The 25,593-nt window shown below is 41.8% G+C and carries 21 protein-coding genes and 2 tRNA genes; 11 read left to right on the forward strand and 12 right to left on the reverse strand.

Annotated elements, in window-relative coordinates:
• The first annotated feature begins 1 nt into the window (after position 1).
• Positions 2–3,010 (forward strand): type III restriction-modification system endonuclease, encoded by a 3,009-nt coding sequence (locus P8629_RS03300; protein ID WP_278164428.1) that lies wholly within the window; start codon positions 2–4, stop codon positions 3,008–3,010.
• 36 nt (positions 3,011–3,046) lie between these two features.
• The gene (locus tag P8629_RS03305; protein ID WP_278164430.1) at positions 3,047–5,089 is read left to right on the forward strand and encodes a hypothetical protein; all 2,043 of its coding nucleotides are present in this window, start codon (positions 3,047–3,049) and stop codon (positions 5,087–5,089) included.
• Between the two features lie 296 nt (positions 5,090–5,385).
• Here the strand turns inward: P8629_RS03305 and P8629_RS03310 are convergent, their stop codons facing one another.
• A complete protein-coding gene (locus P8629_RS03310) occupies positions 5,386–6,126 on the reverse strand; it encodes an inovirus Gp2 family protein (protein ID WP_278164432.1) in 741 nt (246 codons plus the stop codon).
• Between the two features lie 343 nt (positions 6,127–6,469).
• Between P8629_RS03310 and P8629_RS03315 the strand changes: the two genes are divergently transcribed.
• The 5 genes from P8629_RS03315 (at position 6,470) to P8629_RS03335 (ending at position 10,006) form a co-directional block, all read left to right on the forward strand.
• Positions 6,470–6,820: a hypothetical protein gene (locus P8629_RS03315; RefSeq protein WP_278164434.1), complete on the forward strand. Its 351-nt coding sequence runs from the start codon at positions 6,470–6,472 to the stop codon at positions 6,818–6,820.
• A gap of 1 nt (position 6,821) precedes the next feature.
• The gene (locus tag P8629_RS03320) at positions 6,822–7,820 is read left to right on the forward strand and encodes a YqaJ viral recombinase family nuclease (protein WP_278164435.1); all 999 of its coding nucleotides are present in this window, start codon (positions 6,822–6,824) and stop codon (positions 7,818–7,820) included.
• Between the two features lie 106 nt (positions 7,821–7,926).
• Positions 7,927–8,838, forward strand: a complete 912-nt coding sequence (locus tag P8629_RS03325; protein ID WP_278164437.1) for a recombination directionality factor — start codon at positions 7,927–7,929, stop codon at positions 8,836–8,838.
• Positions 8,839–8,854: 16 nt separating this feature from the next.
• Entirely contained in the window at positions 8,855–9,658 is an 804-nt protein-coding gene (locus tag P8629_RS03330; protein ID WP_278164439.1) for a DUF932 domain-containing protein, read from the forward strand.
• Between the two features lie 84 nt (positions 9,659–9,742).
• The gene (locus P8629_RS03335; protein WP_278164441.1) at positions 9,743–10,006 is read left to right on the forward strand and encodes a helix-turn-helix transcriptional regulator; all 264 of its coding nucleotides are present in this window, start codon (positions 9,743–9,745) and stop codon (positions 10,004–10,006) included.
• A gap of 81 nt (positions 10,007–10,087) precedes the next feature.
• Here P8629_RS03335 and P8629_RS03340 read toward each other — a convergent pair whose 3' ends face one another.
• From P8629_RS03340 to P8629_RS03375, 8 genes are all read right to left on the reverse strand, one after another.
• Positions 10,088–11,323, reverse strand: a complete 1,236-nt coding sequence (locus P8629_RS03340) for a tyrosine-type recombinase/integrase (protein WP_278164443.1) — start codon at positions 11,321–11,323, stop codon at positions 10,088–10,090.
• Positions 11,324–11,544: 221 nt separating this feature from the next.
• Positions 11,545–11,621: transfer RNA gene (locus P8629_RS03345), tRNA-Met, on the reverse strand.
• 118 nt (positions 11,622–11,739) lie between these two features.
• A complete protein-coding gene (ychF, locus tag P8629_RS03350) occupies positions 11,740–12,831 on the reverse strand; it encodes a redox-regulated ATPase YchF (RefSeq protein ID WP_278164445.1) in 1,092 nt (363 codons plus the stop codon).
• An 83-nt stretch (positions 12,832–12,914) separates the two neighbouring features.
• Positions 12,915–13,493: an aminoacyl-tRNA hydrolase gene (pth, locus tag P8629_RS03355; protein WP_278164447.1), complete on the reverse strand. Its 579-nt coding sequence runs from the start codon at positions 13,491–13,493 to the stop codon at positions 12,915–12,917.
• A gap of 33 nt (positions 13,494–13,526) precedes the next feature.
• Positions 13,527–14,108 (reverse strand): 50S ribosomal protein L25/general stress protein Ctc, encoded by a 582-nt coding sequence (locus tag P8629_RS03360; protein ID WP_278164449.1) that lies wholly within the window; start codon positions 14,106–14,108, stop codon positions 13,527–13,529.
• A gap of 253 nt (positions 14,109–14,361) precedes the next feature.
• The gene (locus P8629_RS03365; protein WP_278164451.1) at positions 14,362–15,327 is read right to left on the reverse strand and encodes a ribose-phosphate pyrophosphokinase; all 966 of its coding nucleotides are present in this window, start codon (positions 15,325–15,327) and stop codon (positions 14,362–14,364) included.
• A 62-nt stretch (positions 15,328–15,389) separates the two neighbouring features.
• A tRNA-Gln gene (locus P8629_RS03370) sits at positions 15,390–15,464 on the reverse strand.
• 131 nt (positions 15,465–15,595) lie between these two features.
• The gene (locus P8629_RS03375) at positions 15,596–17,404 is read right to left on the reverse strand and encodes a tetratricopeptide repeat protein (RefSeq protein ID WP_278164453.1); all 1,809 of its coding nucleotides are present in this window, start codon (positions 17,402–17,404) and stop codon (positions 15,596–15,598) included.
• A 127-nt stretch (positions 17,405–17,531) separates the two neighbouring features.
• Here P8629_RS03375 and hemA point away from each other — a divergent pair, with 127 nt between their 5' ends.
• The 4 genes from hemA to P8629_RS03395 all read left to right on the forward strand — a co-directional run bounded on the left by hemA (position 17,532) and on the right by P8629_RS03395 (position 21,656).
• Positions 17,532–18,836, forward strand: a complete 1,305-nt coding sequence (gene hemA / locus P8629_RS03380) for a glutamyl-tRNA reductase (RefSeq protein ID WP_278164455.1) — start codon at positions 17,532–17,534, stop codon at positions 18,834–18,836.
• Positions 18,837–18,865: 29 nt separating this feature from the next.
• Positions 18,866–19,957 (forward strand): peptide chain release factor 1, encoded by a 1,092-nt coding sequence (prfA, locus tag P8629_RS03385; protein ID WP_278164457.1) that lies wholly within the window; start codon positions 18,866–18,868, stop codon positions 19,955–19,957.
• Positions 19,958–19,979: 22 nt separating this feature from the next.
• Positions 19,980–20,819 carry a peptide chain release factor N(5)-glutamine methyltransferase gene (gene prmC, locus P8629_RS03390; protein ID WP_278164459.1) on the forward strand — a complete coding sequence of 280 codons (840 nt, stop codon included), beginning with the start codon at positions 19,980–19,982 and terminating at the stop codon, positions 20,817–20,819.
• Positions 20,820–20,888: 69 nt separating this feature from the next.
• On the forward strand, positions 20,889–21,656 hold the full coding sequence (locus tag P8629_RS03395) for a HesA/MoeB/ThiF family protein (RefSeq protein WP_278164461.1): 768 nt from the start codon (positions 20,889–20,891) through the stop codon (positions 21,654–21,656).
• Between the two features lie 9 nt (positions 21,657–21,665).
• Here P8629_RS03395 and P8629_RS03400 read toward each other — a convergent pair whose 3' ends face one another.
• From P8629_RS03400 to parC, 3 genes are all read right to left on the reverse strand, one after another.
• A complete protein-coding gene (locus tag P8629_RS03400) occupies positions 21,666–22,418 on the reverse strand; it encodes an OmpA/MotB family protein (RefSeq protein WP_278164462.1) in 753 nt (250 codons plus the stop codon).
• Positions 22,419–22,424: 6 nt separating this feature from the next.
• Entirely contained in the window at positions 22,425–23,261 is an 837-nt protein-coding gene (locus P8629_RS03405; RefSeq protein ID WP_278164464.1) for a motility-associated protein, read from the reverse strand.
• A gap of 75 nt (positions 23,262–23,336) precedes the next feature.
• Positions 23,337–25,565, reverse strand: coding sequence for a DNA topoisomerase IV subunit A (gene parC / locus P8629_RS03410; protein WP_278164466.1), 2,229 nt, complete (start codon positions 25,563–25,565; stop codon positions 23,337–23,339).
• Positions 25,566–25,593 lie beyond the last annotated feature (28 nt).

Here is a 25,593-nt window from a genome sequence, read left to right on the forward strand (position 1 = left end):
AATGAAACTCCAATTCGACCAAAACCTTCCGCATCAAAAATCCGCATGGGATGCCGTTGTTAGCTTGTTTGAAGGCCAAGAAAGTTGCTATGCGCCTTTTACCATGCCGCAGTTAAATATTCCCGTTCAGCAAGGTGCTGAAAGCATGATGACGATGGATTATGGCAATGAAGCTGACCAGGGAACCGCTAATCGTTTGGTTTTGGGCGAAGAAGAATTATTAGACAACCTTGTTCGAGTTCAACTGAAGCATGGTCTAAAACCTGCCAAAACTCTTGATAAAGATGACTTGAATTACACGGTGGAAATGGAAACTGGTACAGGTAAAACCTATGTGTATTTGCGCTCCATTTATGAATTAAACCAAGCTTATGGCATGACCAAATTTATTATCGTGGTTCCATCCATTGCCATCAAAGAAGGCGTTAAAAAAGCGATTGAAATCACCAAAGACCATTTATCTCAAATTTACAAAGGCGTGAATGCAGAAACATTTGTTTATGACTCCAGTAACCTAGAACAGGTTCGGAACTTTGCTGAATCCAGTCATATTCAAATTATGGTCATCAATATTGATGCCTTCCGTAAAAGTTTTACCGACCCAAACAAAGAAACCAAAGCCAATATCATTCACCGAATGAATGATCGATTAGAGGGTATGCGCCCAATTGAACTGATTGCCAAGACCAATCCAGTGGTCATTATTGACGAGCCTCAATCAGTCGACACAACTGCAAAATCTGCAGAAGCTATTAAATCATTAAACCCACTCTTTACTCTCCGTTATTCGGCAACTCATCGAGATAAGCATTTACCGATTTACAAATTAGATGCGGTGGATGCTTACAATGCTAAGTTAGTCAAACAGATTGCCGTACTACCAGTACTACCGGAAGACGATAATAACAATGCCTTTATCAAGCTGCTAAATGTGCGTAATAAAAACGGTGTGTGTGAGGCGCAGGTAGAATTTGATGCGCTAACATCCAAAGGCACGATTAAACGGGATAAGAAATGGTTAAAACAAGGCGCCGACCTATACGAATTAACCAAAGGCCGTGACCCTTACGAAGGTTACATTATTAAGGATATTTCAGCCGTACCAGGTAGTGAATGGATTGATTTCACTTCTCAAGAAGACATTTTACAACTAGGCCAAAGCATTGGTGGAGTAGATGATTTGGCGTTAAAACGCCTGCAAATTGCCAAAACCATTGAAAAGCATCTTGAACGTGAAATGGTGCTGAATCCGAAAGGCATTAAAGTCTTGAGTTTATTTTTTATTGATAAGGTAGCGAACTACCGAGTTTATGATGAGCAAAATCAACCAGGCCTGGGCGTGTATGGGCAAATGTTTGAAGAAGAGTTTTTACGGCTAGCCAAGCACCCTAAATATCAATCATTGTTTAATCAAATCAATCTAGATGTGGAAGTTTCAAAAATTCACGATGGGTACTTTTCAGCTGACAATAAGGGCATTGTAAAAGATACCAGTGGTAAAACGTTGGCAGACGAATCCGCCTATGACTTGATTATGAAAGATAAAGAACGCTTGCTGGATATGAAAACGCCGCTGCGCTTTATCTTTTCACACTCTGCTTTACGGGAGGGTTGGGATAACCCAAATGTCTTCCAAATTTGCACGCTAAACGAAACGGCTTCTACCATTAAAAAACGCCAAGAAATTGGTCGTGGGTTACGTTTAGCTGTGGACAGTACCGGTAACCGCGTGACAGATACTGGTTTTTCAATCAATACCTTAACGGTTATCGCAAACGAGTCTTACAATGATTTTACTGCCACGCTTCAAAAAGAGATTGAAGATGAAGACGGCATTAAATTTGGTGTGGTGGAAGACCACGCCTTTGCCAACTTAGTTATCCAGAGAGATGGAAATAACGTCGTTTACTTGGGAACGGAAGACTCAGAAAAACTCTGGAACCATCTCAAGTCTGAACAATTGATTGATAAAAACGGTAAGGTGCAAGACAGTTTAAAAATTGCTTTAAAACACGACACGCTTACCTTGCCGGAAGCCTTCGCGCCTTACAAAATGCAAATAGAGCGTATTCTGAAAAAAGTAGCTGGGGGCTTAGACGTTAAAGATGCCAGCAAAACTCACTTGGCAACACCCAAAAAGGAAGTGATTATGGGTGATGACTTTAAGGCACTTTGGGAGCGAATTAAATACAAAACGGTGTACCAAGTTAATTTTGATCTGACAAAATTGATTACAGACTGTGTTCACGAAATGAAGGTCAATATGGTTATTGCTAAACCTAAGTTTAAAACGGGGTTGGCAAACGTTACGATGGATCATTACGAAGGCGTGGGCGTCGATCAGATTCAAGAAAACACTCAAACTTATAATGCTCACTACCAAACACTGCCGGATGTGCTGACTTATTTACAAAACAAAACACAACTCACCCGTAAAACGCTTGCTAATATCTTAATCGAAAGTGGCAAACTGAAAGACCTTGCCAAGAACCCGCAAAAGTTTGTCGAGAAAACACTGGAAATTATTCAGCGCAAGAAGATGCACGCGCTGGTGGATGGTATTAAGTACCAGAAAATCGGTGATCAGAGCTTTTATGCCCAGGAACTGTTTATAGAAGAAGAGTTGAAGGGCTATTTAGAGCAGAACATGATGGCGGTCGATAAAAGTGTGTACAGCCATATTGTTTATGACTCCAATACAGAATCTGCCTTTGCAACCGGACTTGAACAAAACGGCGATGTAAAGCTTTATACCAAACTACCAAGTTGGTTCAAAATTGACACGCCGCTGGGTTCTTATAACCCCGACTGGGCGGTGCTGATTGAAAAGGACGGTACCGAAAGACTGTATTTTGTCGTTGAAACCAAAAGCAGCTTGCTTCCCGAAGATTTACGTCAAACAGAAAATGATAAAATTAAATGTGGCACCGCCCATTTTGAAGCGCTGGATAACGATGTTGATTTTATCAAAGCCTCATCTATTGATGATTTAACTGATCGGATTGCTTAATATAATCAACATTAGAATGAATCATTGAGATCCCCCATGCTAAACACAAATATAACTGATGAGCTTCCTACTATTGAAGAAATTACTTTCATCCTTCCTCAGTTTGAAAATAACAAAACGCGTCGGATATCAAATTTTGATTTTAATCAACCTATTGCCAACAAAGCGAATGAATCATTCCCTTTTACTTTAAAAAACACAACCGTTCAATCTCCAGATTTTCCTGATATCGAAGAAGTGTTTCCAAAGTCACTAGCAGAAAACAATATTCCTCAACAGCATAAAAAGCTACACGAGCTCATCCCCCTAATTGAGAATGTTCGCCATTTAGATTTTGAAACTCTCGTGCTCGACGTTAAATTAAAGCGAGTGTACATTGAAGATGAGCCCAAAAGTGTTTTTGAAAAATTCATCGAAATCACGATTAAACCACTAAGCATTACGGGTGAAATAAAGGAATTAAGTAAACAACGTGAAAAAACAAAACTTGCCACTATTAACTCTTCTAAACTGCAAACTAAACCAAACAATCCAGTAAGAGGCCGCCCAGAAATAGTACAAAGCCAAGTACAATTATTACTTAATGCACTCACTCCTTCTTATGGCTTACCTCAGCTACACGACTATTCCCACTCTCCTTTTAGTCTAAAAACTAACATCCTAGGAACCAGATATATAACTTATGAAAACGAAATCATTTTCTTTGATAGTGAGGAATATAAAGAGCAAGTATATGCCTTTGCTAATGATGCGCTTGGAATCGAGCTTAGTGACAGTGCATACAAGAAAGCATTGATGATACTCAAAGGGAGAAAGCAACTATGGACGGAAGATTCTGAAAACCCTGGCTTACTCCACATCAGAATCTTTAATAATGGCTCAGACGAAATTGTTTATCAGAATGATCAAACTTCACAAATTAGCTTAAGCATTTCACTCATTAGCTCAATAACTAATCAGCCTAGCCGAATATTATTCCCTTATGAAGTTTTGAAACCTATTTCATTAAAGCCTGCCCCTCTTCCATTGAATATCTCTGACCCTAAAGCTCTTCAAGCACTGAGAGGTGGAAGTAAAGGATCCTGTGGAAACCTCTACAATCAACTAAAACTTTCTTGCTTTAGAAAAGAGCAATATAACCTAATAATCACATGGATGGTTTACAGCCTAATTTCTGAAGAATATTCGCTTTTAGAACTAATTGGTAGTGAGTCAAGCGGTATATCTCAGACCCAGGAGAGATTAAAATCAATCATTGACCCTAGCTGGGAACCGTTAAGGCAGCCCCCTAAAAAAACTCAGGATTTAATAGAAGCTAGCTTGGAGCACTATCTTTTAAGTTTTGACCGAGTCGATTCAATTACTCCTCAATTACAACTCGAGATAGAAAAGATTTTAAGTTCGCGAGGCTTGAGAGCTAACTTATCCACCAAAAGAAACGTAAAAAATGAATGGTTTATTCGTAGACCTATTATCATTAATGCAGCATTTCCAGTTGCAACTGAATTGGGGATATTAAAAAGCTCCCTTTCCATATTTATCACAAAGCATCCTCAAGACAACCAACCAATATTAGATGAACACATTAACCTAGCTCGGATTGAGCTTTTAAGGCTAGCCATACTGTCATATAGAGACTTACAAACAAAGGGGATGCAAACGCTTACTGATATAGGAAGCACGATTCCAAACAAACTAACAAACTTTGTTGAGACGGGTATAGTTATTGAAAAAATTTTAGGGCAAGAGAAGGGGGCTTTCATACGAAGCCTTGAAAGCACTTTAAAAGAAAAACAATTATTTGAAGCTAGGAAAATGGCAACCGCAAGTTTGATATATGAATGGGCAAAGCTAAACCCAAATACTGAAAAAGAACAATCGATCAAAGATTGGAAAATTACCTTGTCAGAACTTGATAAAGAATCGCAAAGTGAGTTCTCCAATTTTACAGAACGAAAAATAGGATCAGAATTTGCTACTGCCTCCGATATTTTAGCCCCTCTTGGCATTTATTGTGAACCTGTCCGCAAGTCAACACATCGTATTTGGAAAATTTCTACTCCCCTTTTCGGCAGCTAATGTAACCATCCTAATCTCCGTTAATCTGTACCCTAGTAATTCATTAACCAACTACATTATTTTGCTACAGTTCTGAAAAGAATTACTATTTTTAATCTTATTTAACTTTAGACATTAAGACATTTATATTGACTTTATTAAAAATAAATAACAATAAACGAGATTTTGGCTTAATTATTTTTTATATTTTTATTATTTTAAGTCTTAATGTCTTAAAGAAACATCAAAAAATACGGATATAAAGCAACCTACAATAAGATCACAAAAACAAAGGGGATTAGTATGAAATTAACCATTTAGAACAAACTACACCCAAAATTTCTTGAACGATTTTGTAAAAAATTTTTAGATTTAACCTTACACAAATAACTGCTCCTAAAAATTAAATCATCTAATTGCCCATCAAAGTCTTTAGAGTTTCGATTAACGTAATGAAGCGGTTTAACTGATTTATCATATTTACTAGCTGAAGAACTGACTATCCCTTTTGTTTCTTCAAAACTTAAACCAAGCGCTGCACCCCAAGATTGTCTCATCAACCCTTTTAAACTATCTGGATCAGAATAGAGACCTAACCCCTGGTAAGAATCTTTATTCAGCAATAACAACACATGGTAATGTGGATTTTTGCTGCTATCCTGCTCTTTTACCCAACAATAATTAACATCTGTTTGGTGAATTCGCTTTCCTGCCTTTCGCTTAGTTTCTTGTTGCTTATCGATTCGATAATTCAAGCTTTTAAAGAATTGCGTAATGTGCTCATTTGTAGGCATTTTGGAATACTCCTTAGGATATAAAAGCTCAAACCTTACAGCTAATGTTCTTGGGTATTTCCAAGTGTGGGCATAGATTAATTTAATCAGCTTACCGAGATAAGGTTTTATTAAAAGCCCTTGAAACAACTTGTTATTTTTTTTATTCTTATATGCTGTTTTGATGTTGTGACCAGCATAGCTTGGATCCAACGTTACCTCTAAGTTTTTATTAGACTTTAGCTTCATTGATTGTGAAATATCTGTTTTGTTTTTCGTTTCCATTTTAAATAATCCTTATCTTTTCTTTTATCCCTTACCAGGGTTCAAACTATTCTGAGATTAATTACTTAATTTAATTCTGAGATTAATTACTTAATTTAATATCTATACCGACAAACCAACCTCCCTAAAAAATACTGATTTTTAATTAAAAACTGAACTAAAGACCCTATTTTCTTTATAAAAAATCCAGGAAAGTTAAATTCGTGTTCACTACATATTCCTACAACGTAAAAAAATACATCATGACATCTGGATATTCGATTTAAAAAAATTTCAAACCTATATCACTACCTTGAGTAAAAGCCCCATTGGCTTTTGATTCATTAACTTATGGGAGATTGATATGAAACTAGAATGCCCTCGCTGTGGGTCTAAACGCATTCATACAAAAAACACTGCAAAAAAGTTAGGAGGTAGCGTTGGTTTATTAGCAGGCGCAAGCGCAGGATTAGTGAGTGCCGCATCGGGTGCTCGTAGTGGTGCTTTAATAGGTTCGTTTGCTGGACCTGTAGGCGTATCCCTTGGAAGTATTGGCGGTGCTATTTTGGGAGGACTGGCCGGTGCGACAAGTGGCGGTATAGCAGGATCAAAACTGGGGGAAAAGATTGATAAAAAGGTGCTATTGAATTACCAATGCCATGACTGTTGTCACAGCTTTTCTGATTCTGATATTTCAAATACGGAGGACAAATAAAATGGAATCGATGCAAACAGTAAAACCACAACGTCACCATGCCCAAGCAAAACGTATGATCAGCACTCAAAACCTTAATACTGATCTGTGGCTTCAGTATCGTAATAAAGGAATTGGCTCAAGTGATGCGGCTACAGCGGCTGGATTAAACCCGTTTAAATCGCAACTAGAGCTATGGATGGAAAAGACAGGAAGAATTACACCCTCTCAACCCAAAATGACGGAAGACAGTCCTTTGTTATGGGGAACCATCCTAGAACCGATTGTGGCGGAACACTATGCGAAGCGCACTGATCGAAAAGTTCGAAAGGTGAATGCCATCCTGCAACATCAAGACCACCCGTGGATGCTGGCAAACTTGGATCGAGAGATTGTCGGAGATGACGATGTTCAGATTTTGGAATGTAAGACTGCAGGTATGCATTCCGCTAAATTTTGGGACAACGGTGTACCAGACTACATTCAATTGCAAGTCATGCACCAGCTAGCGGTTACCGGTCAACAAGCCGCAGATGTAGCTGTATTGATTGCGGGTCAACGATTAGAAATCTTTCGAATTGAAAGGGATGAAGACTTGATTGAACGGTTAATCAAATTGGAAAAAGCCTTTTGGCATCGAGTGGAAACCGATACACCACCACCGGCAGATGCCAGCGCGTCCTCTGCTCGTGCATTGAGACAGCTTTATCCAAACGATAACCATCAAACGTTAGACCTAAGTGAAGACAAGCAAGCGAATGCCATGTTCTCTGAGCTGATTGCTTTGAAAGATCAAATTTCTGAATTGTCTGAACAAGAAACATTAATTAAACATCAGCTGCAAGAACGCATGGGAGACTTCGGTGTGGTGGAGTTTAATAATGGTCGCATCTCTTGGAAACTGTCTAAGTCGTCGACCACTTTTGATGCTAAACGTTTTAAATCTGAACAACCGGAACTGCATGAAGCCTATTTAAAGGAGAAACCCGGCTCCAGACGGTTCTTAATCCAACCCAGCTAAACTACAAATTACTGAACATAAACATTCAACCACGCCCTGCCTCTGTGCGGGGCTTTTTTATGCCCAAAATTCATATAAACCACTTCAATAATTCAGGAGAAATACCATGTTAAAAGGACTCGTTTTAACCCCACCCATACTAGGCCGAATTTCAATTGGTCAAGTAATGGAAAAAGATGGTAAACGTCTGCCACAGAAGGATAATCAATTTACCATTACCACTCAAATACAAACACGAGAAGGCTGGAAAAAGCACCCTTTCGACGAAAAACTCAGGAAACAGGCCAATCAAAAGCTTAGAGAAATCCCGGTAAAAATGCTGTTCAACCAGCCCGATTTAAATCTCAGAGCCGATTACTGTTTATTTGATCGACAAACCGCGCGTCCACTTTGTGTTGGCAATGGTGAAACCTGTCAAAGACGCCATCAAAATACCCTTGAGCCTCAACCTTGTCCAGGACCGGATACCTGTGACTATGCCCAAGGTCAATGTAAACCTTATGGTCGGTTAAATGTGGCAATCACCCCCGAGGGTGATGACTCCATCGACCCACTAGGCAGTTTTGTGTTTCGCACATCAGGCTTTAACAGTATTCGTACTCTCGCCTCTCGGCTTAGCTATTTCCAAGCAATTTCTCAAAACCGACTGGCATGCCTGCCTTTAGCATTAAGGATTCGCGCTAAATCCACCCGCCAAAGCTTTGGCCATCCAATCTATTACGTGGATTTGACGTTACGAGAAGGTATGAGTTTAGAGCAAGCGTTGGCGCAAGCGCAAAGCACGCACCAACATAGGTTGGATATGGGCTTTTTACAAAACGCTTTGGACGCTGCCGCCATTCAAGGCTTTAGCAATGGATTCTTTGAGGACGATTCCGACACCGTTGATTCGGTATTAGATGAGTTCTACCCAGAGCCCTCTCAAGTTCAACACGATACAAATGCTCAAACTTTAAATTCAGCTTTAGAGCAAGGCATCCAACACTTAAATCAAAACAACCCAACCGTCTCTCATTAAATTAAGGAGCAATAACATGGCTATGAATATTTTAACACCACAGCAATTACATAAAAACGCACCGGCTATCTTTGCCGATGCACCGGACAGAGAAGTATCAAACCGATATGGCTTTGTACCAACCATTGATGTGGTTGATGCACTGCAAGAAGAAGGCTGGTATCCCGTCAGAGCACAACAAACCAAAACACGCGATCCGGCCAAACAATTGTTATCTCGTCATATGGTGCGTTTTAGACAAGACCCAGACAGCCAAATCAAAGTCGGTGATTCAATCAGCGAATTAGTTCTTACCAATTCACATGATAGAAGTGCGGCCTATCAACTCGATCTAGGGTTGTTTCGTCTGGTGTGTTCCAACGGAATGGTCACCCCCGCGGGGGATCTCGGATGCATTCGTGTTAAACACGGCAAAAACATTGTGGAAAACATCATTGAAGGCTCTTTATCACTTGCCAATGAAATTCCGTATATCTCAGAATCCGTTGAGGATTTTCAGTCCACGCTGGTCTCTAAAGAAGAATCGCTATTGTTCGCTAGAGCATCCTTAGCATTACGTTACGGTGAAGACTGGGAAAACCAAAGCCCCATCGACGCTGAATCACTTCTTCAAGCCAGACGAATTGAAGATAAAGAACCCAGTCTTTGGAAAACGTTCAATCGAGTTCAAGAAAACTTTATGAAAGGAGGATTGATTGGTCGATCATCTACTGGTCGCTCAACCAGAACCCGAGCCATTCACTCTGTCGCAGAAGACGTGCGTTTAAATAGAGCGCTTTGGCAATTAGCAGAGGAGTTTTCGCATTTAAAGCAGCGTTAAGTTACCTGTAAATTTTTACATCTAACTACATCTTCTGAACCAAAACGGTTTCGTTTGATATTAATTGAATAATGAGGATAAAAAATGCAACCACGAACAACAATACCTAATCAAGAGAACGTCTCGCATACATTAAATCGCTTCCTGACGCTTCAAGAAGTCATTAAGATTCTGTCTATATCCAGAAGTGCGATTTACCGTCGCATGGATTCAAAACATGAACTGTATGACCCGACCTTCCCTCTTCCAATCAAAATTTCCGGCACAAGTTCTCGCTGGATAGAAAGCGAAATTATTGATTGGATGAACCAGGTAATCGAGCGTAATCGTCGAACTCTTATCCAATGAATAAGCAAAGTCAGTACCGCAATAGCGGTACTGACTTATACCTCATTCTTTATTTTTTCTGAAAATTTATTATAAACCCGGCTAAGCTGAACCATTCATTCCTAACTTTTGCAGATGATCTGACCATGCTTGCATCAATGCCTTTCGTTCTCTTAACTTTTGAGCCTTGTTATAAACACCTCTTACCCCAGAGATTTTATGGCTTAATTGAAGCTCTATCACATCCGAATCAAATCCCATCTCATTTAACATGGTACTTGCCGTATGCCTAAATCCGTGTGGCTGAATATAATCAATACCACTTCGTCTTAAAGTATTACCAAGACTGTCACGGCTGATATGACGATAACGGCCACTGCCATATGAAGACAAAAACACGTAAGGAGAATGACCGGTAAAGTGATTTAGATTCATTAATAACTGCTTTGCCTGATCAGACAAGGGAACGATATGATCTTTTTTTATTTTCGATGAAAATACAGTAACAACTCCCTCAGTGAAGTCCACCTCGTCCCAGCGCATACCAACCAGCTCACCTGGTCGCAAAAAAAACATAACACCCAACCGAATTGCACACAAAACTTCAAAGGAAGCTTGGGCGGATGAAAGCTGTCGCAAAAATTGACTCAGCTCTTTATCCGTGGTGAGGTGTTTAAAATGATTAACTTCCGGTTTAACAAATATAGATTCCGGCAAAAACTTCATCACATTCTTATTACAGTATTTTTTATCAAAAGCATACTGAAACAAAGCATTAAGCACTTGTTTGACCTTATCTCGGATTGACAAGGTACCTCGTTCCTGAATAGCTAATAGAATCGAAACAATATGTTCCTCGGTCACGTCCTCTACTGGTATTTCACCAATTTCAGGCAGAACATGATTTGCAAATCTCTCATCATGTTTTTGTCTAGTGTAATCAGTCCATCGAGCACTAGATCCACCAAATGAAGTCGTACAAAAATTTGCAAACTCTTCGTACAGATGAACAAATGTTTTTCGGTTATCCAATTGTTGCTGAATCTGCGCTTCTTGCTGCTTCTGGAACTCTGCTTCTCTTTTTTGATCAACGGGGTCAATTCCTTGGCTAATCAATTGCTTTAAACGAATCGATTCATTGCGTGCTTGCGATAAGCTTACAATAGCTTGATCACCAATTCGATAAGTACGTCGTTTATTTGTGATTGGTGACGTATAACGATACTCCCACTTTTTATTGCTATTAGGATAAACGGTTAAATAAAGACCATTGTAATCGGGTTTACGATAAACACGTGTTTCTGGCTTCAAATTCTTTATTTGTAAGGCTGTTAACATTTCTTTTCTCCTTAGTGGTATGCAAGACGGCTTTTTGCATACCATTAAGTGAACACCTAAAGGTTTACATACCATTTTGCATACCACTGTGACATCAATTTATTGGAATTAACTGAAATCAATAGAGACAGATGAAAAGCGTAACAAGAACCTAAACCCCCTATAAACAAGGGTTTCAGACATAAAAAAAGCCCACTTGATCAAGTGAGCTTTTAGGAATATGGTGGCTACACCGGGATTTGAACCTGGGACCCCATCATTATGAGTGATGTGCTCTAACCAACTGAGCTATGTAGCCAAAAAAGATTGGCGTATTATAGAATTTTTGAACGCCTTGTCAACCTAGAGTTAACAAATTTATGAATAATTTTGTTAAAAAACAGCCAGGCCTGGCTGTTTTTTTAATAGCGGGTGATTTACACGTTGAAACGGAAGTGCATAACATCGCCGTCTTTGACGATGTATTCTTTCCCTTCTAAACGTTGTTTACCGGCCGCCTTAGCACCTGAATCCCCTTGGTGCTCAATAAAGTCATCATAGGCGGTAACTTCGGCACGGATGAAACCTTTTTCAAAGTCGGTATGAATAACCCCTGCCGCTTGAGGCGCTGTCGCGCCTTTTTTAACGGTCCAGGCACGGACTTCTTTCACACCTGCGGTAAAATAGGTTTGCAAGCCTAAGAGCTCGTAAGCGGCACGAATCAGACGATTTAGCCCAGGTTCTTCCTGACCCATTTCAGCTAGGAACTCTGCTTTGTCTTCTTCATCCAGTTCTGCCACTTGCTCTTCAATCTCAGCACTGATTGGCACCACGACAGCCCCTTGCTCTTCTGCCACTTTTTGAACGGCGTCTAAATATGGGTTATTTTCAAATCCATCTTCATTAACATTGGCGATATACATCATCGGTTTGATGGTCAGTAAATGCAGGTCGTGTAGCATTTTACGCTCGTCATCAGTCAACTCAACCAAGCGAACCAGCTTGCCGCCTTCAACTTCTTTAAGAACTTTTTCATACAAAGCTTGCTTAGCGAGCGCTTCTTTGTCGCCACTTTTGGCGACACGAATCACTTTTTGAACGGCTTTTTCTAGTGATTCCATATCGGCCAAAATCAGTTCCATATTGATAATTTCAATATCGGATAGCGGATCGACCTTACCGGCAACGTGAACGATATCATCATTTTCAAAACAACGTACCACTTGAACAATGGCATCGGTTTCACGGATGTTCGCTAAGAACTTATTACCAAGCCCTTCTCCTTTGGAAGCCCCTTCAACCAAACCTGCGATATCCATAAAATCGACCGTAGCCGATAGGATGCGCTCTGGCTTAACAATTTCTGCGAGCGCTTGCTCACGAGGATCGGGAACAGGAACAACACCGACATTCGGCTCAATGGTACAAAATGGATAGTTGGCAGATTCGATCCCTGCATTGGTTAATGCATTAAATAAGGTCGACTTACCGACATTTGGTAAGCCAACGATGCCGCACTTAATTGCCATTTTGAACTCCTAAATCAGTGAAAATTAATTTGATATTTCGTTGTTTGTTTTGTGGAAACCTGACACGACCAATGCGCAAATGATTACGCCTTGGTGTGCAACTGGTTCATGGCACGAGCCATATCATCATTGAGCAGGTCAGGCAATACGCGAGTGGCGTCATAAATTGCATCATCAATTAAGGTTCTATCCGTTTTTGATGACGCTTTAAGAACATAATCCACTACTTGATTGCGGTCACCTGGATGACCGATCCCTAACCGGAGTCGTTTAAACTCTTTCGTGCCTAAAGCGGCAATAGTGTCTCTTAACCCATTATGCCCACCATGACCGCCGCCCGTTTTGAGCTTGGCGACGCCAGGGTCTAAATCCAATTCATCATGCACCACCAAAATTTCTTCTGGGGCGATTTTATAAAATTTAGCGATCGCTTGAATGGATTGCCCACTCCGATTCATAAAGGTCATCGGTTTAAGCAACCAGACATCCAGACCGTTAGATTGAACTCGAGCCGCTTCCCCTAAGAATTTGGTTTCTGGACGAAATTGAACATTGAACTGGCGCGCAACTTCCTCCACAAACCAAAAACCCGCATTATGTCGGGTCTGTTCATATTGTCCGCCTGGGTTACCAAGACCAACAATGAGTTTAACAGATGACATATGCGGGCTTTCTTATGCTGTAAACGTTAATAATTAACGTTTAACTTTATTGATACCAACAACCGCTTGGTCATAGTCAGTATTACCGTGTGTTAGAGCAGTTAGCTGAACACCTTTAGGCAATGTTAACTGTGACAAACGTAGGTTTGTACCCGCTTCTAATCCAGAAACGTCTACTTCGATTGCTGTTGGTAAATCTTTCGCTAAACAGCTTACTTCAACTGTTGTTTGCATGAATGACATCAAGCCACCAATTTTAACACCAGGTGAAGCTTCCTTACCTTTGAACTTAAGTGGTACACGCTTAACAACGATTGCTTTATCAGAAGCACGTTGGAAATCGATGTGCGTGATAAAACCACTCGCTGGATGACGCTGTAGATCTTTGATGATGCAATTTTCTGCATCGCCTGCACCTTTCAGTGTCAAAACAGTGTTATACAAATCAGCGTCTAATTTAAGTGCACGCTCGATTTCATTACTTTTTAATGCGATTGATTTTGCCTCTACGTCACCACCATAGATGATCGCAGGTACTTTCCCCGCATGACGAAGGCGGCGGCTCGCACCTTTCCCTTCTTCAGTACGAAGTTCTGCAGTCCATTCTTGACTCATTTTTCTTACTCCATAAAGCCAGACGTGTTCGTTGTCTGCCATAATTAACGGGATTTTAGCCCCAACTACTCCATGCTCGCGACCAAGCACGGAAACAAAGAGCGGTATTATACTGAATTTTGACCAAACTTAAAGAGGGATTGTTAGAAAAAACAAGGTTTTATCGTGATACGGAGAGCGTGAGAAACCAAAAAGCGCCCCCTAAAACGCAAAAACCACCAGGCATGGTGGTTTTTTAAAAGACAAATCGTGATTAACGAATCGGCATTAACTCAGAAACCGACTCTTCTTGGTGAACACGTCGGATGGTTTCACCCAAGACAGAAGCAACTGAAACACGACGGATTTTATCCGATGCCAAACCGGCTTCAGATAATGGAATCGTGTCGGTTACAACCAACTCGGTTAAACAAGATTTATTAATATTATCGACCGCTGGACCCGATAAAACAGCATGCACGACATAAGCAGTGACACTATTAGCGCCATGTTCTTTTAAAGCTTCTGCCGCTTTACACAATGTCCCAGCTGTATCGACCATATCATCGACCAAAATACAGTCTCGCCCTGAAACGTCACCGATGATATTCATAATCTGAGCCACGTTGGCTTTTGGACGACGCTTATCAATAATCGCCATTTCGCAGCCTAAGGCTTTCGCAACCGCTCGAGCTCGCACAACACCACCCATATCAGGTGACACCACCATCATGTTATCTTCGGCGATATGGCCTGAGGCACGCATATCCTCAACCAACGTTGGCGACCCATAAATATTGTCAACCGGAATATCAAAGAAGCCTTGGATTTGATCAGCATGCAAATCAACCGTAATCACACGGTCAGCACCTGCAACCGTAATCATATCAGCAGCTAAACGCGCTGTAATGGGTACACGGGCTGAATGCGGACGACGATCTTGTCGTGCAAAGCCATAATAAGGGACAACTGCCGTAATACGTTTGGCGGATGCACGCTTTAATGCGTCAATCATCACCAATAATTCCATTAAATTAACGGCAGGTTCAGGGGTACATGTCGGTTGCAAAACGTAAACATCTTTTCCTCGGACGGATTCATTAATTTGAACCATAATCTCGCCATCACTAAAGCGACCTACATCTGCTTTACCAAGAGGGATTTCAATTGAGGAGGAGATACTTTCAGCCAGGCTGACATTTGCGTTTCCGGCAAATAATCGGACATTTTTGTAAGCCATTTAAGGCAACTCCTATGGCGAATACCAGGGAAAAAATGATTTGAAGAATTAGGGTAGGATAATGGCTGGGCTAGCAGGATTCGAACCTGCGCATGACTGGATCAAAACCAGTTGCCTTACCGCTTGGCTATAGCCCAACTTTTTATCGCTGTCATTTAAGACAGGTGCGTATTATCCATGTTCCACGCTTCAAATCAAGCCTTTTTCGGAAAAAGTTTTATAAAAAGTTAAAAACATTTCTGAAATTTAAAAGATCTTAATAGAGCTTTCACGAAGACAAGTCTAACAAAATTCTTTGCAGACGTTGGTTATCTGGAAACTTTGAATGATATTTTTTCCATAAACGCGTTGCAGCTTCTTTTTTATTCAAGCGCCACTGGGTATGAATTAAATGAATCAAAACCTCATCATCCAGTTGTATTTTCAAGGCACGTTTTAAATAAGATTCTGCTTCTTGATACTGTCCTTTCTGATAAGCCAACCAACCTCGGCTGTCTAACACATAAAAACGATTAGGCGCTAAAGACAAAGCTCTATCCAACAACTTGGTCGCCAATTCCAACTCACGCTTTTGTTCAGCATAGAAATAACCTAGTGCGTTTAAGACATCGACATCATTCGGATCAATCGTCAAGGCTTGCTTTAAGTTCGCCTCATAACGATCAAACAGCTCCAAGTCATAGAACAACATCGCCTGCATCAAATACAATTCAACCTGATTCTTGTCGATCTTCAACGCTTGGTCGTACTCTTCAATCGCTTTTTCTTTTTCACCAGACAAGTTATAAAAGATAGCCTTTCCGCGGTACAGTTTTATCTGATCTTCAGGAGAAATCGCCTTCACGGCATTCAAGTTTTCAATCGTTTTTTTCAGCCCAATCGAAGAAAATTCAATTTCAGCAATATGCAGCTTGGCATCGACCAAATAATCATTCGACTTGATCATCTCATAATATTCTTTAGATTGTTTCAGGTGATTTTGTTCTTGTGCAGACACCCCTAAATAGTAAAGTGCGCTAGAACGATACTGCGGAACCCCTTTCAACTCTTTTAAGAGCTTTTCCGCACTGGCAAATTCATCTCGCTCTAACCGCAATAACGCCACAGAAAGCTTTGAGGTATATGCTTTGGGTTCATTCTTAATAATTCGAAGATAGCGTTTTTCAGCTTTTTGATAAAAGCCCGCCTTTACTTCTAAGCGCGCATACCGTTCTTGCATCAACCAATCATCGCCATGATCATCAACATAGTCTTCCAAGCGTTTCATACCTAAAGTCGCTTGATTCGATTTCAAATAAGCATTGGCAAGCAGTCGATTGGTTTCACGGTAAACTTTAGCCGCCACAAAAGCTTCCTCATCTTTTTCCACTTCTTTTTTATATAAAGAGGCCGCCTGTTCTAAATATTGAATAGCAGTTGGATAATCACCATAGGTTTCTGCTGCAGCTCCCAAACCATAAATACCGGCAGGTTCATTTGGATAGAGTTTTTGCAAAGCGGTTAAAAAAGACAATCCGTATTCTGCCGGAGCCGTTTGTGGCACACGAATGGAGGAAGCGATTAAATCTTGCGCTAAAGTATTCGTTGAAAGCGCCTGATAACGCTTCCAGAAGGTAATGCCTTGCTGAACATTCCCTTCTCTTACTGACATTAAATATGACGCTTTCCAAGCAACGGCTTCGTCAGGAGAAACATCTCGCCAGAGCTTGGCCGATTCTTTTATCGCGCTTAAATCATAGGTCGACATCGACAGTTGAAATACGCGCTCTACCAGCTTAGGGTCTCGTGTTTCAGCTGCAACGGGATACAACACACCAAAAGCCGCACTGTTTTCACCTTTTTGCACTAACATTTCCGCTAATAATATTTGATACATTGTTTGCGGCGACATTTTTGCGGTCGGCATGTCTGCTTGATTTTCTTTGATCGTTTCTGGTGAACGTTCAGCCGCCTCGGAATCCGGCGACAAGGCTGGTTCTTCTGGTTTTTCTGTTAACTGACTACAGGCTGTTAAGTTTAAAAACACCCCCAAACAGATGACAAAAACAGCGGGCCATTGTCTTTTTTTCTGTATCAAATTTTTCCCCATTCCTGATTAAAGTGATGAAAAAGTCTTTCAAAACTTGCAATTAGACACATAATTTAGCAAAATTACGCCTCTTTGATTGCATTATTTTTCCCTTTTTTGGCAAAATCGATTCCTTATGAAACTATTAGTTCTGGGTGTTAACCATGAAACAGCACCTGTTGATATCCGTGAAAAAGTTTCTTTTTCACCAACACAAGTGCAAGAAGCACTGTCTGAGCTTAAATCGCAAGGACTTGCCAATGAAAGCGTTATTCTTTCAACGTGCAATCGTACTGAAATTTACGCCACATTAAAATCTCAATCGCCTGAAAAGATCCGTACATGGCTGCATAATTACTTTGAGCTAGAAGAAAGCAGCATCAATGACTTTTTGTATGAGTATGGCGATATCGAAGCAATCAAGCACATGATGCGTGTCTCCAGCGGCCTTAACTCGTTGGTTTTAGGTGAGCCGCAAATCCTTGGACAAATTAAAGACGCTTATAACTTAGCGCACAAATCAGACAACGTTCATCAAACGCTAGACTCATTATTTCAGTACATCTTTAAAACGGCTAAACAAGTACGTACGGATACGGCGATTGGTTCCAGTCCTGTATCCGTCGCTTTTTCTGCAGTTGCGCTTTCAAAACAATTCTTTGGTAAGCTTGAAAATCAAACTGCTTTACTGCTCGGTGCAGGTGAAACCGTTGAACTAGTGGCCCGTCACCTCAAAGAAAGCCATATCGGTAAATTGATCATTGCCAACCGAACCTTATCCAAGGCACACCAGCTAACTGAGAGTTTAGGTGGATACGCCATCAGCTTACATGAGATTGATGACCATCTGCATGAAGCAGACATCATTATCGCTTCAACCGCTAGTCCAACGCCAATATTGAAAACCGATATGGTCGCAAACGCATTGAAAAAACGTCGTAACAAACCGATGTTTATGATTGATATTGCGGTTCCGCGTGATATTGAGCCGGCTATAGGCGAGTTTAGCGACACGTATTTATATACCGTTGATGATCTACAAGAAATCATTGAAGAGAATAAACGTTCACGCAAGGATGCCGCCTTAGAAGCTGAAGAAATTGTAGACCTTCAAGCAGAAAGTTTTATGGCGCAATATCAAGCCACACAACAAATCGGCCCAATCATTCAACAGTATCGCCAACAGGCTTACGCGCTGAAAGACCATGCATTACAAGATGCTTTGCACCACTTAGACAATGGCGGCAATCCTAAAGAACTTTTGACCAAGCTCGCTAACCAACTGACCAATAAAATTCTACATACGCCGACCACAAATCTGCATCATGCGGGTTTAAGCGGACAAAAAGAAGTGGTTCAAGCGGCAGAGAAAATTTTATTGACCCAACAGTCAGACGCCGGTGATTCTTCAGAGAACGAAAACACACACTCAACGTCTTAACTTTAACCGATTTCCAAAAAAGAATTTCTATGAAAGAATCCATTCGCAGCAAACTTGAAAACCTGGTCGAACGCCTAGATGAAATAAACCATCTTATTTCTGACCCTGAAATCATCAACAATCAAAACAAATTTCGCAGCTTAACCAAAGAGCATGCTCAACTGACACCGGTTGTGGAAGCATTCAATCAATTCATTCAAAACCAGGCTGACTTGCAAGAAGCGAAAGAGATGATTAAATCTGGCGACCCCGACCTGAAAGAAATGGGACAAGAAGAGTTGCCTGAGCTGGAAAAACAACAAACAAGTCTAGAAGCAGACCTGCAAAAAATGTTATTGCCGAAAGACCCGAATGATGATGCAAACATTTTCTTAGAGATTCGTGCTGGAACAGGCGGTGACGAAGCGGCCATCTTTGCCGGGGACCTTTTTAGAATGTATAGCCGCTATGCCGAAACGATGCGTTGGCAGGTAGAGGTGATTAACTCTCAAGAAGGTGAACATGGGGGCTACAAGGAAATTATTGTTCGCATTATTGGGGAAGGCGCTTATTCCCGTTTAAAATTTGAATCTGGCGCTCACCGAGTACAGCGTGTGCCTGCAACCGAAACCCAAGGACGCGTGCACACCTCTGCCGCCACCGTCGTCATCATGCCGGAAGCACAAGATGTGGAACAAATCGACTTAAACCCTGCGGACTTAAAAGTCGATACCTTCCGCGCTTCAGGTGCGGGTGGGCAGCACGTTAACAAAACCGACTCCGCTATTCGTATTACCCACCTTCCAACAGGAACCGTGGTGGAATGTCAGGACGAGCGCTCCCAGCATAAAAACCGTGCGCGAGCCATGTCTTTGTTAGCGTCCCGTATCATGGACGAGCGTCAACGCATTCATGATCAGGAAATCGCGCAAGAGCGTAAAAGTCTGGTCGGTAGTGGCGACCGTTCTGAGCGTATTCGTACTTACAACTATCCACAAGGTCGTGTCACAGACCATCGCATCAACCTGACACTTTATAAATTGGATGAAGTCATGCAAGGTGGATTGCAGCAAGTGGTTGACCCGTTGATCAATGAATATCAAGCCGAACAACTTGCCGCACTCAGCGCAGAAAGCGCCTAATTAACGGAACAAAAGAGGCTTTATGCGCATTGACGAAGCTTTAACAACGGCCAAGCAACAACTTAAAGCTTCCACTTCTGACAGCATTGCACTGGATGCGGAGCTTTTATTAAGCTTTGTGTTACAAAAAAATCGCACTTATCTTTATACTTGGCCCGAAAAAACACTCTCCCAAACAGAGCAAACACATTATTTTGAGTTGATTTCGCGCCGTGTAGAAGGACATCCAATTGCCCATATTGTGGGCACCCGTGAGTTTTGGGGCATGGAGTTTGTCGTCACGCCGGATACGCTCATCCCACGACCTGATACCGAAATCTTAGTCGAAACCGCGCTGGAAAAAATGCAGTCTAAAAACAGCCAGGCCTGGTCATTTTTAGATTTGGGAACCGGAACAGGTGCGATTGCCTGCGCCATTAAAGCAAACCAGCCAAATGCTCATGCCACCGCTGTCGACTTCCAAACCAAAGCTTTAGCCGTGGCTGAACAGAATGCCAGAAAACACCAATTAACCATTCTTTTTAAACAAGGAAGCTGGTTTGATCCCGTTAAAGGTCAAACCTTTGACTTAATTGTCTCCAACCCGCCTTATATTGAAGAAAAAGATACTCATTTAAAGGAAGGCGATGTGCGGTTTGAGCCGATAACCGCCTTGACCTCTGGTGAAGACGGACTGGATGATATCCGCTTAATTATCCAACAAGCTCCGGCTCACCTAACTCCGAATGGCTGGCTTCTCATTGAGCATGGGTACAACCAGCATGAAGCCGTACAAACGCTATTTAAAGCACAGGGCTTTAAAGCCGTTGAATCTCGATTAGATTATGGCCAAATCCCCAGAGTGACCTTAGGACACCTTTAAGGCTCCTTACTGCTTGTTCACTCGCATTATTGTAAAATACACTCAACGCAACAACAAAAAAGAACGGTTATGAACACACTTAAAACAGAGTTGAACGATGAAGAACTTTCCCGTTATAGCCGGCAAATTCTTTTATCGGAAATTGATTACGCGGGGCAGCTTAAACTCTCACAATCCCATGCGGTGATTTTTGGATTAGGGGGATTAGGTTCCCCTGCTTCTTTATATCTTGCTTCAGCAGGCGTAGGCACCTTAACACTAGTGGATTTTGACGAAGTGGATGATTCCAATTTACAGCGCCAAGTCATTCACCGTGAAGCCAATATTGGTCAACCTAAAGTATTATCTGCTAAAGAAAATTTACTCGCGCTTAATCACCATATTCAAATAGAAACGGTCAACCAAAAGCTGGATGAACAAGCACTTGAAGTGCTAATTAAAACAGCTGACATTGTCTTAGATTGTACTGATAATTTTGCAAGCCGCTTTGCCCTGAATCGGGCGTGTTTCAAACACCAAAAACCGCTTGTTTCCGGCGCGGCCATTCGCTGGGAAGGCCAGTTAACTACGTATGATTTTCGCCAAGAAAACAGTCCATGTTATCAATGCTTATACAAAGAAGAGCAAGGGCAAGATCTCACCTGCAGTCAGAACGGCGTTGTCGCTCCGATGGTTGGCATGGTGGGTTCCATGCAAGCGATGGAAGCGATTAAAGCTTTGATCGGACTGCCGACATTGGTTGGAAAGCTTATGATTATGGATGGCGTCACCATGCAAATCCGAACCTTAAAGTTATCCAAAGATCCAGACTGCAAAACTTGCCAGTCTAGCCACTAACTCATAACGTTAGCGCTGCTGGTACCGATAATCAAATGTTGGATTGGTTGGCTTTTCGCTTTGCGCTTTTCTTTGCTTTTGAGATTGCTTATTCACCAGAATAATCACTCGACGGTTAAGAGAACGGCCATATGATGTTGCATTCGGCGCTACAGCATCATTATCCGCTTTACCTGAAATCGTCACCAAGTTTTTATCTACCCCCATATAAATGAAGGTTCGTGCAACGGTGGCTGCTCGAGCGGCAGAAAGTTCCCAGTTGGAAGGGAACTGTAAGTTTTCAATCGGAATACTGTCTGTATACCCGGTAATCGAGATTTCCTGATCTCGACCAGCCAAGGTTTCACCTAGCTGCTCTAATTGTTCACGTGTTTTATCGGTAATCGTCGCACGCCCACTTTCAAAGAAGCTATCAGACCGTAACGTAATTTTGGTATATTCAGGTGTATCCTCAATATCGATATCTTTTGGATTCACTTCCGACATAGCTTCTTGAATTTCTTCCGTGCTCACCGGCTTCAAATCTTCTTTAAGAATGCTTGGTTCTGTCGGCGTATTGGTTTCATCAGCCGAGATATTTTCTCCTCCAGCCCCTTCACCAACCAAAGCCTCAACAAACGCCTTGCGCTTATCTGGATCTACAATCGACGTCAGCCACATCACCAAAAAGAAAACCATTAACGTGGTCATCAAATCGGCCAGAGCGATCTCCCAGGCTCCGCCTTCTTCTGGACACTCTTCGTGACGTTGCCTACGACTCATATACGCCTATCCTTCTCGTGGGACTTCAAATTCTGCAGGAATACGCTGTCTACCAACTTCCAGCGCCATACTTGGAGAAACACCATGTGCAAAGGCTGTCAAAAACGAAGCGACCACCACAAAAATGGCTTTATCTTGCCGAATCATCACTTCAACGGCATGTGTAAAAGGCGCAATAATCGAGAAGGCAACAAAAATCCCTGTCAAGGTACCGACCAAAGCCGCCCCAATCGAGTTACCGATTTTTGCCACATCCATATCTCCGCCTAACAGGTTCATCGTTAAGATTACCCCCATAACAGCGGCAATAATCCCGAAACCCGGCATTAAGTTGGCAATTTTACCCGTTGCCTTCGGCACTTCCATCATTGACTGGGTAATATCTTCAATTTGATCGTGTAAATAATTCTCAAAACTGAGCGCTTGTGGCGGGTTCAATAACAAGTAACCAAAGTTATCGACAATGAATTTTTTTAATTCTTTATGTTTTAGGATTAGGGGATATTTTGCAAAAATCGAACTACTCTCTGGCGCGACCACATGGTTTTCAAGCGCCAGCAAGCCTTGAGATCTTGCCAATCTAGAAAGCTCATCCAGTAATCCTAGCACTTCGATATAGATCTTTTTATTAACTCGCCCCCCACCAAAATAACGCCCTAAATACGTCATTGTTTTCGTCCAGATATAAACTGGCGTCGATCCAAGGAAAACGCCCAACCCAAGTCCGATAATAACCACCAACTCAGCAGGGTGCCATAAAGAAATAAGGTTACCGCCGGCCATTAAAAAGCCCCCGATGGAGCTTCCTAGAACGACAAGAATTGCAAAAGGTTTTGAAATCATAATGGTTACTTTTTTGACACTGTTAAATTAATCTAGATTCGATTAAGCAACAATAATACCAAAGAAGCACCCCTATTATTTTGAAAGACGAATTTCATTTGTGTTTTTAAGCGTTCGTGGTAGCGGAACACCGCGTTTGGCTCGGTTTGAAAAGGCTTCTTCAATGGCCGTCGCACCAAATGATTTTGAATAGTTACCGGCAATAATTTCAATTTTCTGCCCAGCCTTAAAGGCAAAAACAGCTTTTACGGAAGTGCCTTTCGGCATTTGTATCAGTTTATTGCCTTTCCCTTTTGACAAGACAGGCAGTTCAGACATTTCGAACACCAGCATACGTGGTTCATCAGTGACGACGATTACCCAGTCTTCAGCCTCTACTCTGGCAGGCGCCAACAAGTCACTGCCTTTTGGCAATGAAATAGCCGCTTTACCTGCTTTATTTTTTGAATAAAGATTTTCTAGTTCGGTAATAAACCCATATCCAGCGGAAGACGCAAGTACATATTGTTCCTTAGGCTGACCGAGCATTACCTGCTTAAACTTCGCGCCTGAGGCAGGGCTTAACCGACCGGTTAAAGGCTCACCGTGGCTTCTGGCGGAAGGCAAGCTGTGCGTTGGCAAACTATAAGCGCGGCCGGTATCGTCCAAAAACACCGACAGCTGTCGGCTTTGTCCCAGCGCTTGGGCACAAAAAGCATCCCCAGACTTATACCCTAAAGTACGTCCATCCACATCATGTCCTTTTGCCGCACGAACCCAACCATTCTCTGATAACACGACTGTAATGGATTCAGACGGCAACAAGTCCTGTTCACTCATTGCTTGTGCTTGTTTTGCATCAGATAAAGGAGAACGACGATCATCTCCGTAAGCATCTGCATCTGCTAACAACTCTTTTTTAACCAACGTCTTCATACGCGCTTCACTGCCCAAAATCTTTTCAATTTTCTGACGTTCAGCTTCAAGCTCTTCCTGTTCACCGCGAATGCGCATTTCTTCAAGTTTGGCTAACTGGCGGAGTTTAAGCTCTAATACCGCTTCTGCCTGAGTATCTGACAGTCCAAACCTTTCAATCAACACAGGCTTCGGCTTATCTTCTTCACGAATAATCGCAATGACTTCATCAATATTCAAAAATGCAATTAAAAGCCCATCTAAAATATGAAGACGCGCTAACACTTTATCCAAACGATGCTGTAGACGTCTTCGAACGGTTTCCAATCGGTACACTAGCCATTCTGTCAGCATGGTTTTTAGACTTTTCACCTGCGGACGGCCATTCAAACCAATCACATTAAGATTCACGCGATAACTACGCTCAAGATCGGTCGTTGCAAACAAATGCAACATCGCTGCTTCAACATCCACACGCTTGGAACGCAACTCAACCACCAGACGAATCGGGTTTTCATGGTCCGATTCATCTCTTAGGTCCACTACCATCGGTAATTTTTTCGCGCGCATTTGTGATGCAATTTGTTCAAGTAATTTCGCCCCAGAAACCTGAAATGGCAAGGCATCAATGACAACATTCACCCCATCTTCAACATAGTAGTTCGCTCTTTGACGAATAGAACCACTGCCTGTTTCATACAATCGAAGTCTTTCTGCTTCAGGGGTAATCACCAAAGCATTGTTTGGGTAATCTGGTCCAGGAAGATACTGACAAAGCTCTTGCGTCGTCAGGTCGTTATTCTCCAACAATGCAACACAAGCATTAACGACTTCTCGTAAATTATGAGGCGGGATATCGGTTGCCATCCCAACGGCAATCCCTGAGGTACCATTCAATAGAACGTGTGGTACACGAGCAGGTAACACAGACGGCTCATTCAAACTGCCATCAAAGTTCGGCACCCAATCAACGGTTCCCTGGGCGGTTTCTTCTAAAAGAAGCTGGCTAAACTTGGAGAGCTTGGCTTCGGTATATCGCATGGCGGCAAACGACTTTGGATCATCGACCGATCCCCAGTTGCCTTGGCCATCAACCAGCGGATAACGAAATGAAAAATTTTGTGCCATGAGAACCATCGCTTCATAACAAGCGGAATCCCCATGTGGATGAAACTTACCTAATACATCCCCAACGGTTCTGGCAGACTTCTTATGCTTTGCGGTTGATTTCAATCCCAACTCAGACATGGCATAAATAATTCGGCGTTGAACAGGCTTTAACCCGTCTCCTATATGAGGAAGTGCCCGGTCCAAAATGACATACATTGCATAATCTAAATAAGCTTTTTCTGTAAATTGCGCAACCGACTGTTGCTCTATGCCTTCATAATTAATCATTTGCTGGCTCATCCATGCCTCTTGTATTCTGATTGTTTTT

The sequence above is a fragment of the Hydrogenovibrio sp. 3SP14C1 genome (assembly GCF_029625905.1).
GTDB lineage: Bacteria > Pseudomonadota > Gammaproteobacteria > Thiomicrospirales > Thiomicrospiraceae > Hydrogenovibrio.

Excerpts from the sequence above, each read along its gene's own strand:
- P8629_RS03365 (WP_278164451.1), bottom strand. The coding sequence starts at position 15,327 with ATGGCTTACAAAAATGTCCGATTATTTGCCGGAAACGCAAATGTCAGC.
- P8629_RS03315 (WP_278164434.1), top strand. The coding sequence starts at position 6,470 with ATGAAACTAGAATGCCCTCGCTGTGGGTCTAAACGCATTCATACAAAA.
- P8629_RS03330 (WP_278164439.1), top strand. The coding sequence starts at position 8,855 with ATGGCTATGAATATTTTAACACCACAGCAATTACATAAAAACGCACCG.
- P8629_RS03325 (WP_278164437.1), top strand. The coding sequence starts at position 7,927 with ATGTTAAAAGGACTCGTTTTAACCCCACCCATACTAGGCCGAATTTCA.
- parC (WP_278164466.1), bottom strand. The coding sequence starts at position 25,565 with ATGAGCCAGCAAATGATTAATTATGAAGGCATAGAGCAACAGTCGGTT.
- P8629_RS03300 (WP_278164428.1), top strand. The coding sequence starts at position 2 with ATGAAACTCCAATTCGACCAAAACCTTCCGCATCAAAAATCCGCATGG.
- P8629_RS03395 (WP_278164461.1), top strand. The coding sequence starts at position 20,889 with ATGAACACACTTAAAACAGAGTTGAACGATGAAGAACTTTCCCGTTAT.
- P8629_RS03335 (WP_278164441.1), top strand. The coding sequence starts at position 9,743 with ATGCAACCACGAACAACAATACCTAATCAAGAGAACGTCTCGCATACA.
- P8629_RS03360 (WP_278164449.1), bottom strand. The coding sequence starts at position 14,108 with ATGAGTCAAGAATGGACTGCAGAACTTCGTACTGAAGAAGGGAAAGGT.
- P8629_RS03340 (WP_278164443.1), bottom strand. The coding sequence starts at position 11,323 with ATGTTAACAGCCTTACAAATAAAGAATTTGAAGCCAGAAACACGTGTT.
- pth (WP_278164447.1), bottom strand. The coding sequence starts at position 13,493 with ATGTCATCTGTTAAACTCATTGTTGGTCTTGGTAACCCAGGCGGACAA.
- ychF (WP_278164445.1), bottom strand. The coding sequence starts at position 12,831 with ATGGCAATTAAGTGCGGCATCGTTGGCTTACCAAATGTCGGTAAGTCG.
- P8629_RS03405 (WP_278164464.1), bottom strand. The coding sequence starts at position 23,261 with ATGATTTCAAAACCTTTTGCAATTCTTGTCGTTCTAGGAAGCTCCATC.
- P8629_RS03400 (WP_278164462.1), bottom strand. The coding sequence starts at position 22,418 with ATGAGTCGTAGGCAACGTCACGAAGAGTGTCCAGAAGAAGGCGGAGCC.
- hemA (WP_278164455.1), top strand. The coding sequence starts at position 17,532 with ATGAAACTATTAGTTCTGGGTGTTAACCATGAAACAGCACCTGTTGAT.
- P8629_RS03320 (WP_278164435.1), top strand. The coding sequence starts at position 6,822 with ATGGAATCGATGCAAACAGTAAAACCACAACGTCACCATGCCCAAGCA.
- P8629_RS03310 (WP_278164432.1), bottom strand. The coding sequence starts at position 6,126 with ATGGAAACGAAAAACAAAACAGATATTTCACAATCAATGAAGCTAAAG.
- prfA (WP_278164457.1), top strand. The coding sequence starts at position 18,866 with ATGAAAGAATCCATTCGCAGCAAACTTGAAAACCTGGTCGAACGCCTA.
- P8629_RS03305 (WP_278164430.1), top strand. The coding sequence starts at position 3,047 with ATGCTAAACACAAATATAACTGATGAGCTTCCTACTATTGAAGAAATT.
- prmC (WP_278164459.1), top strand. The coding sequence starts at position 19,980 with ATGCGCATTGACGAAGCTTTAACAACGGCCAAGCAACAACTTAAAGCT.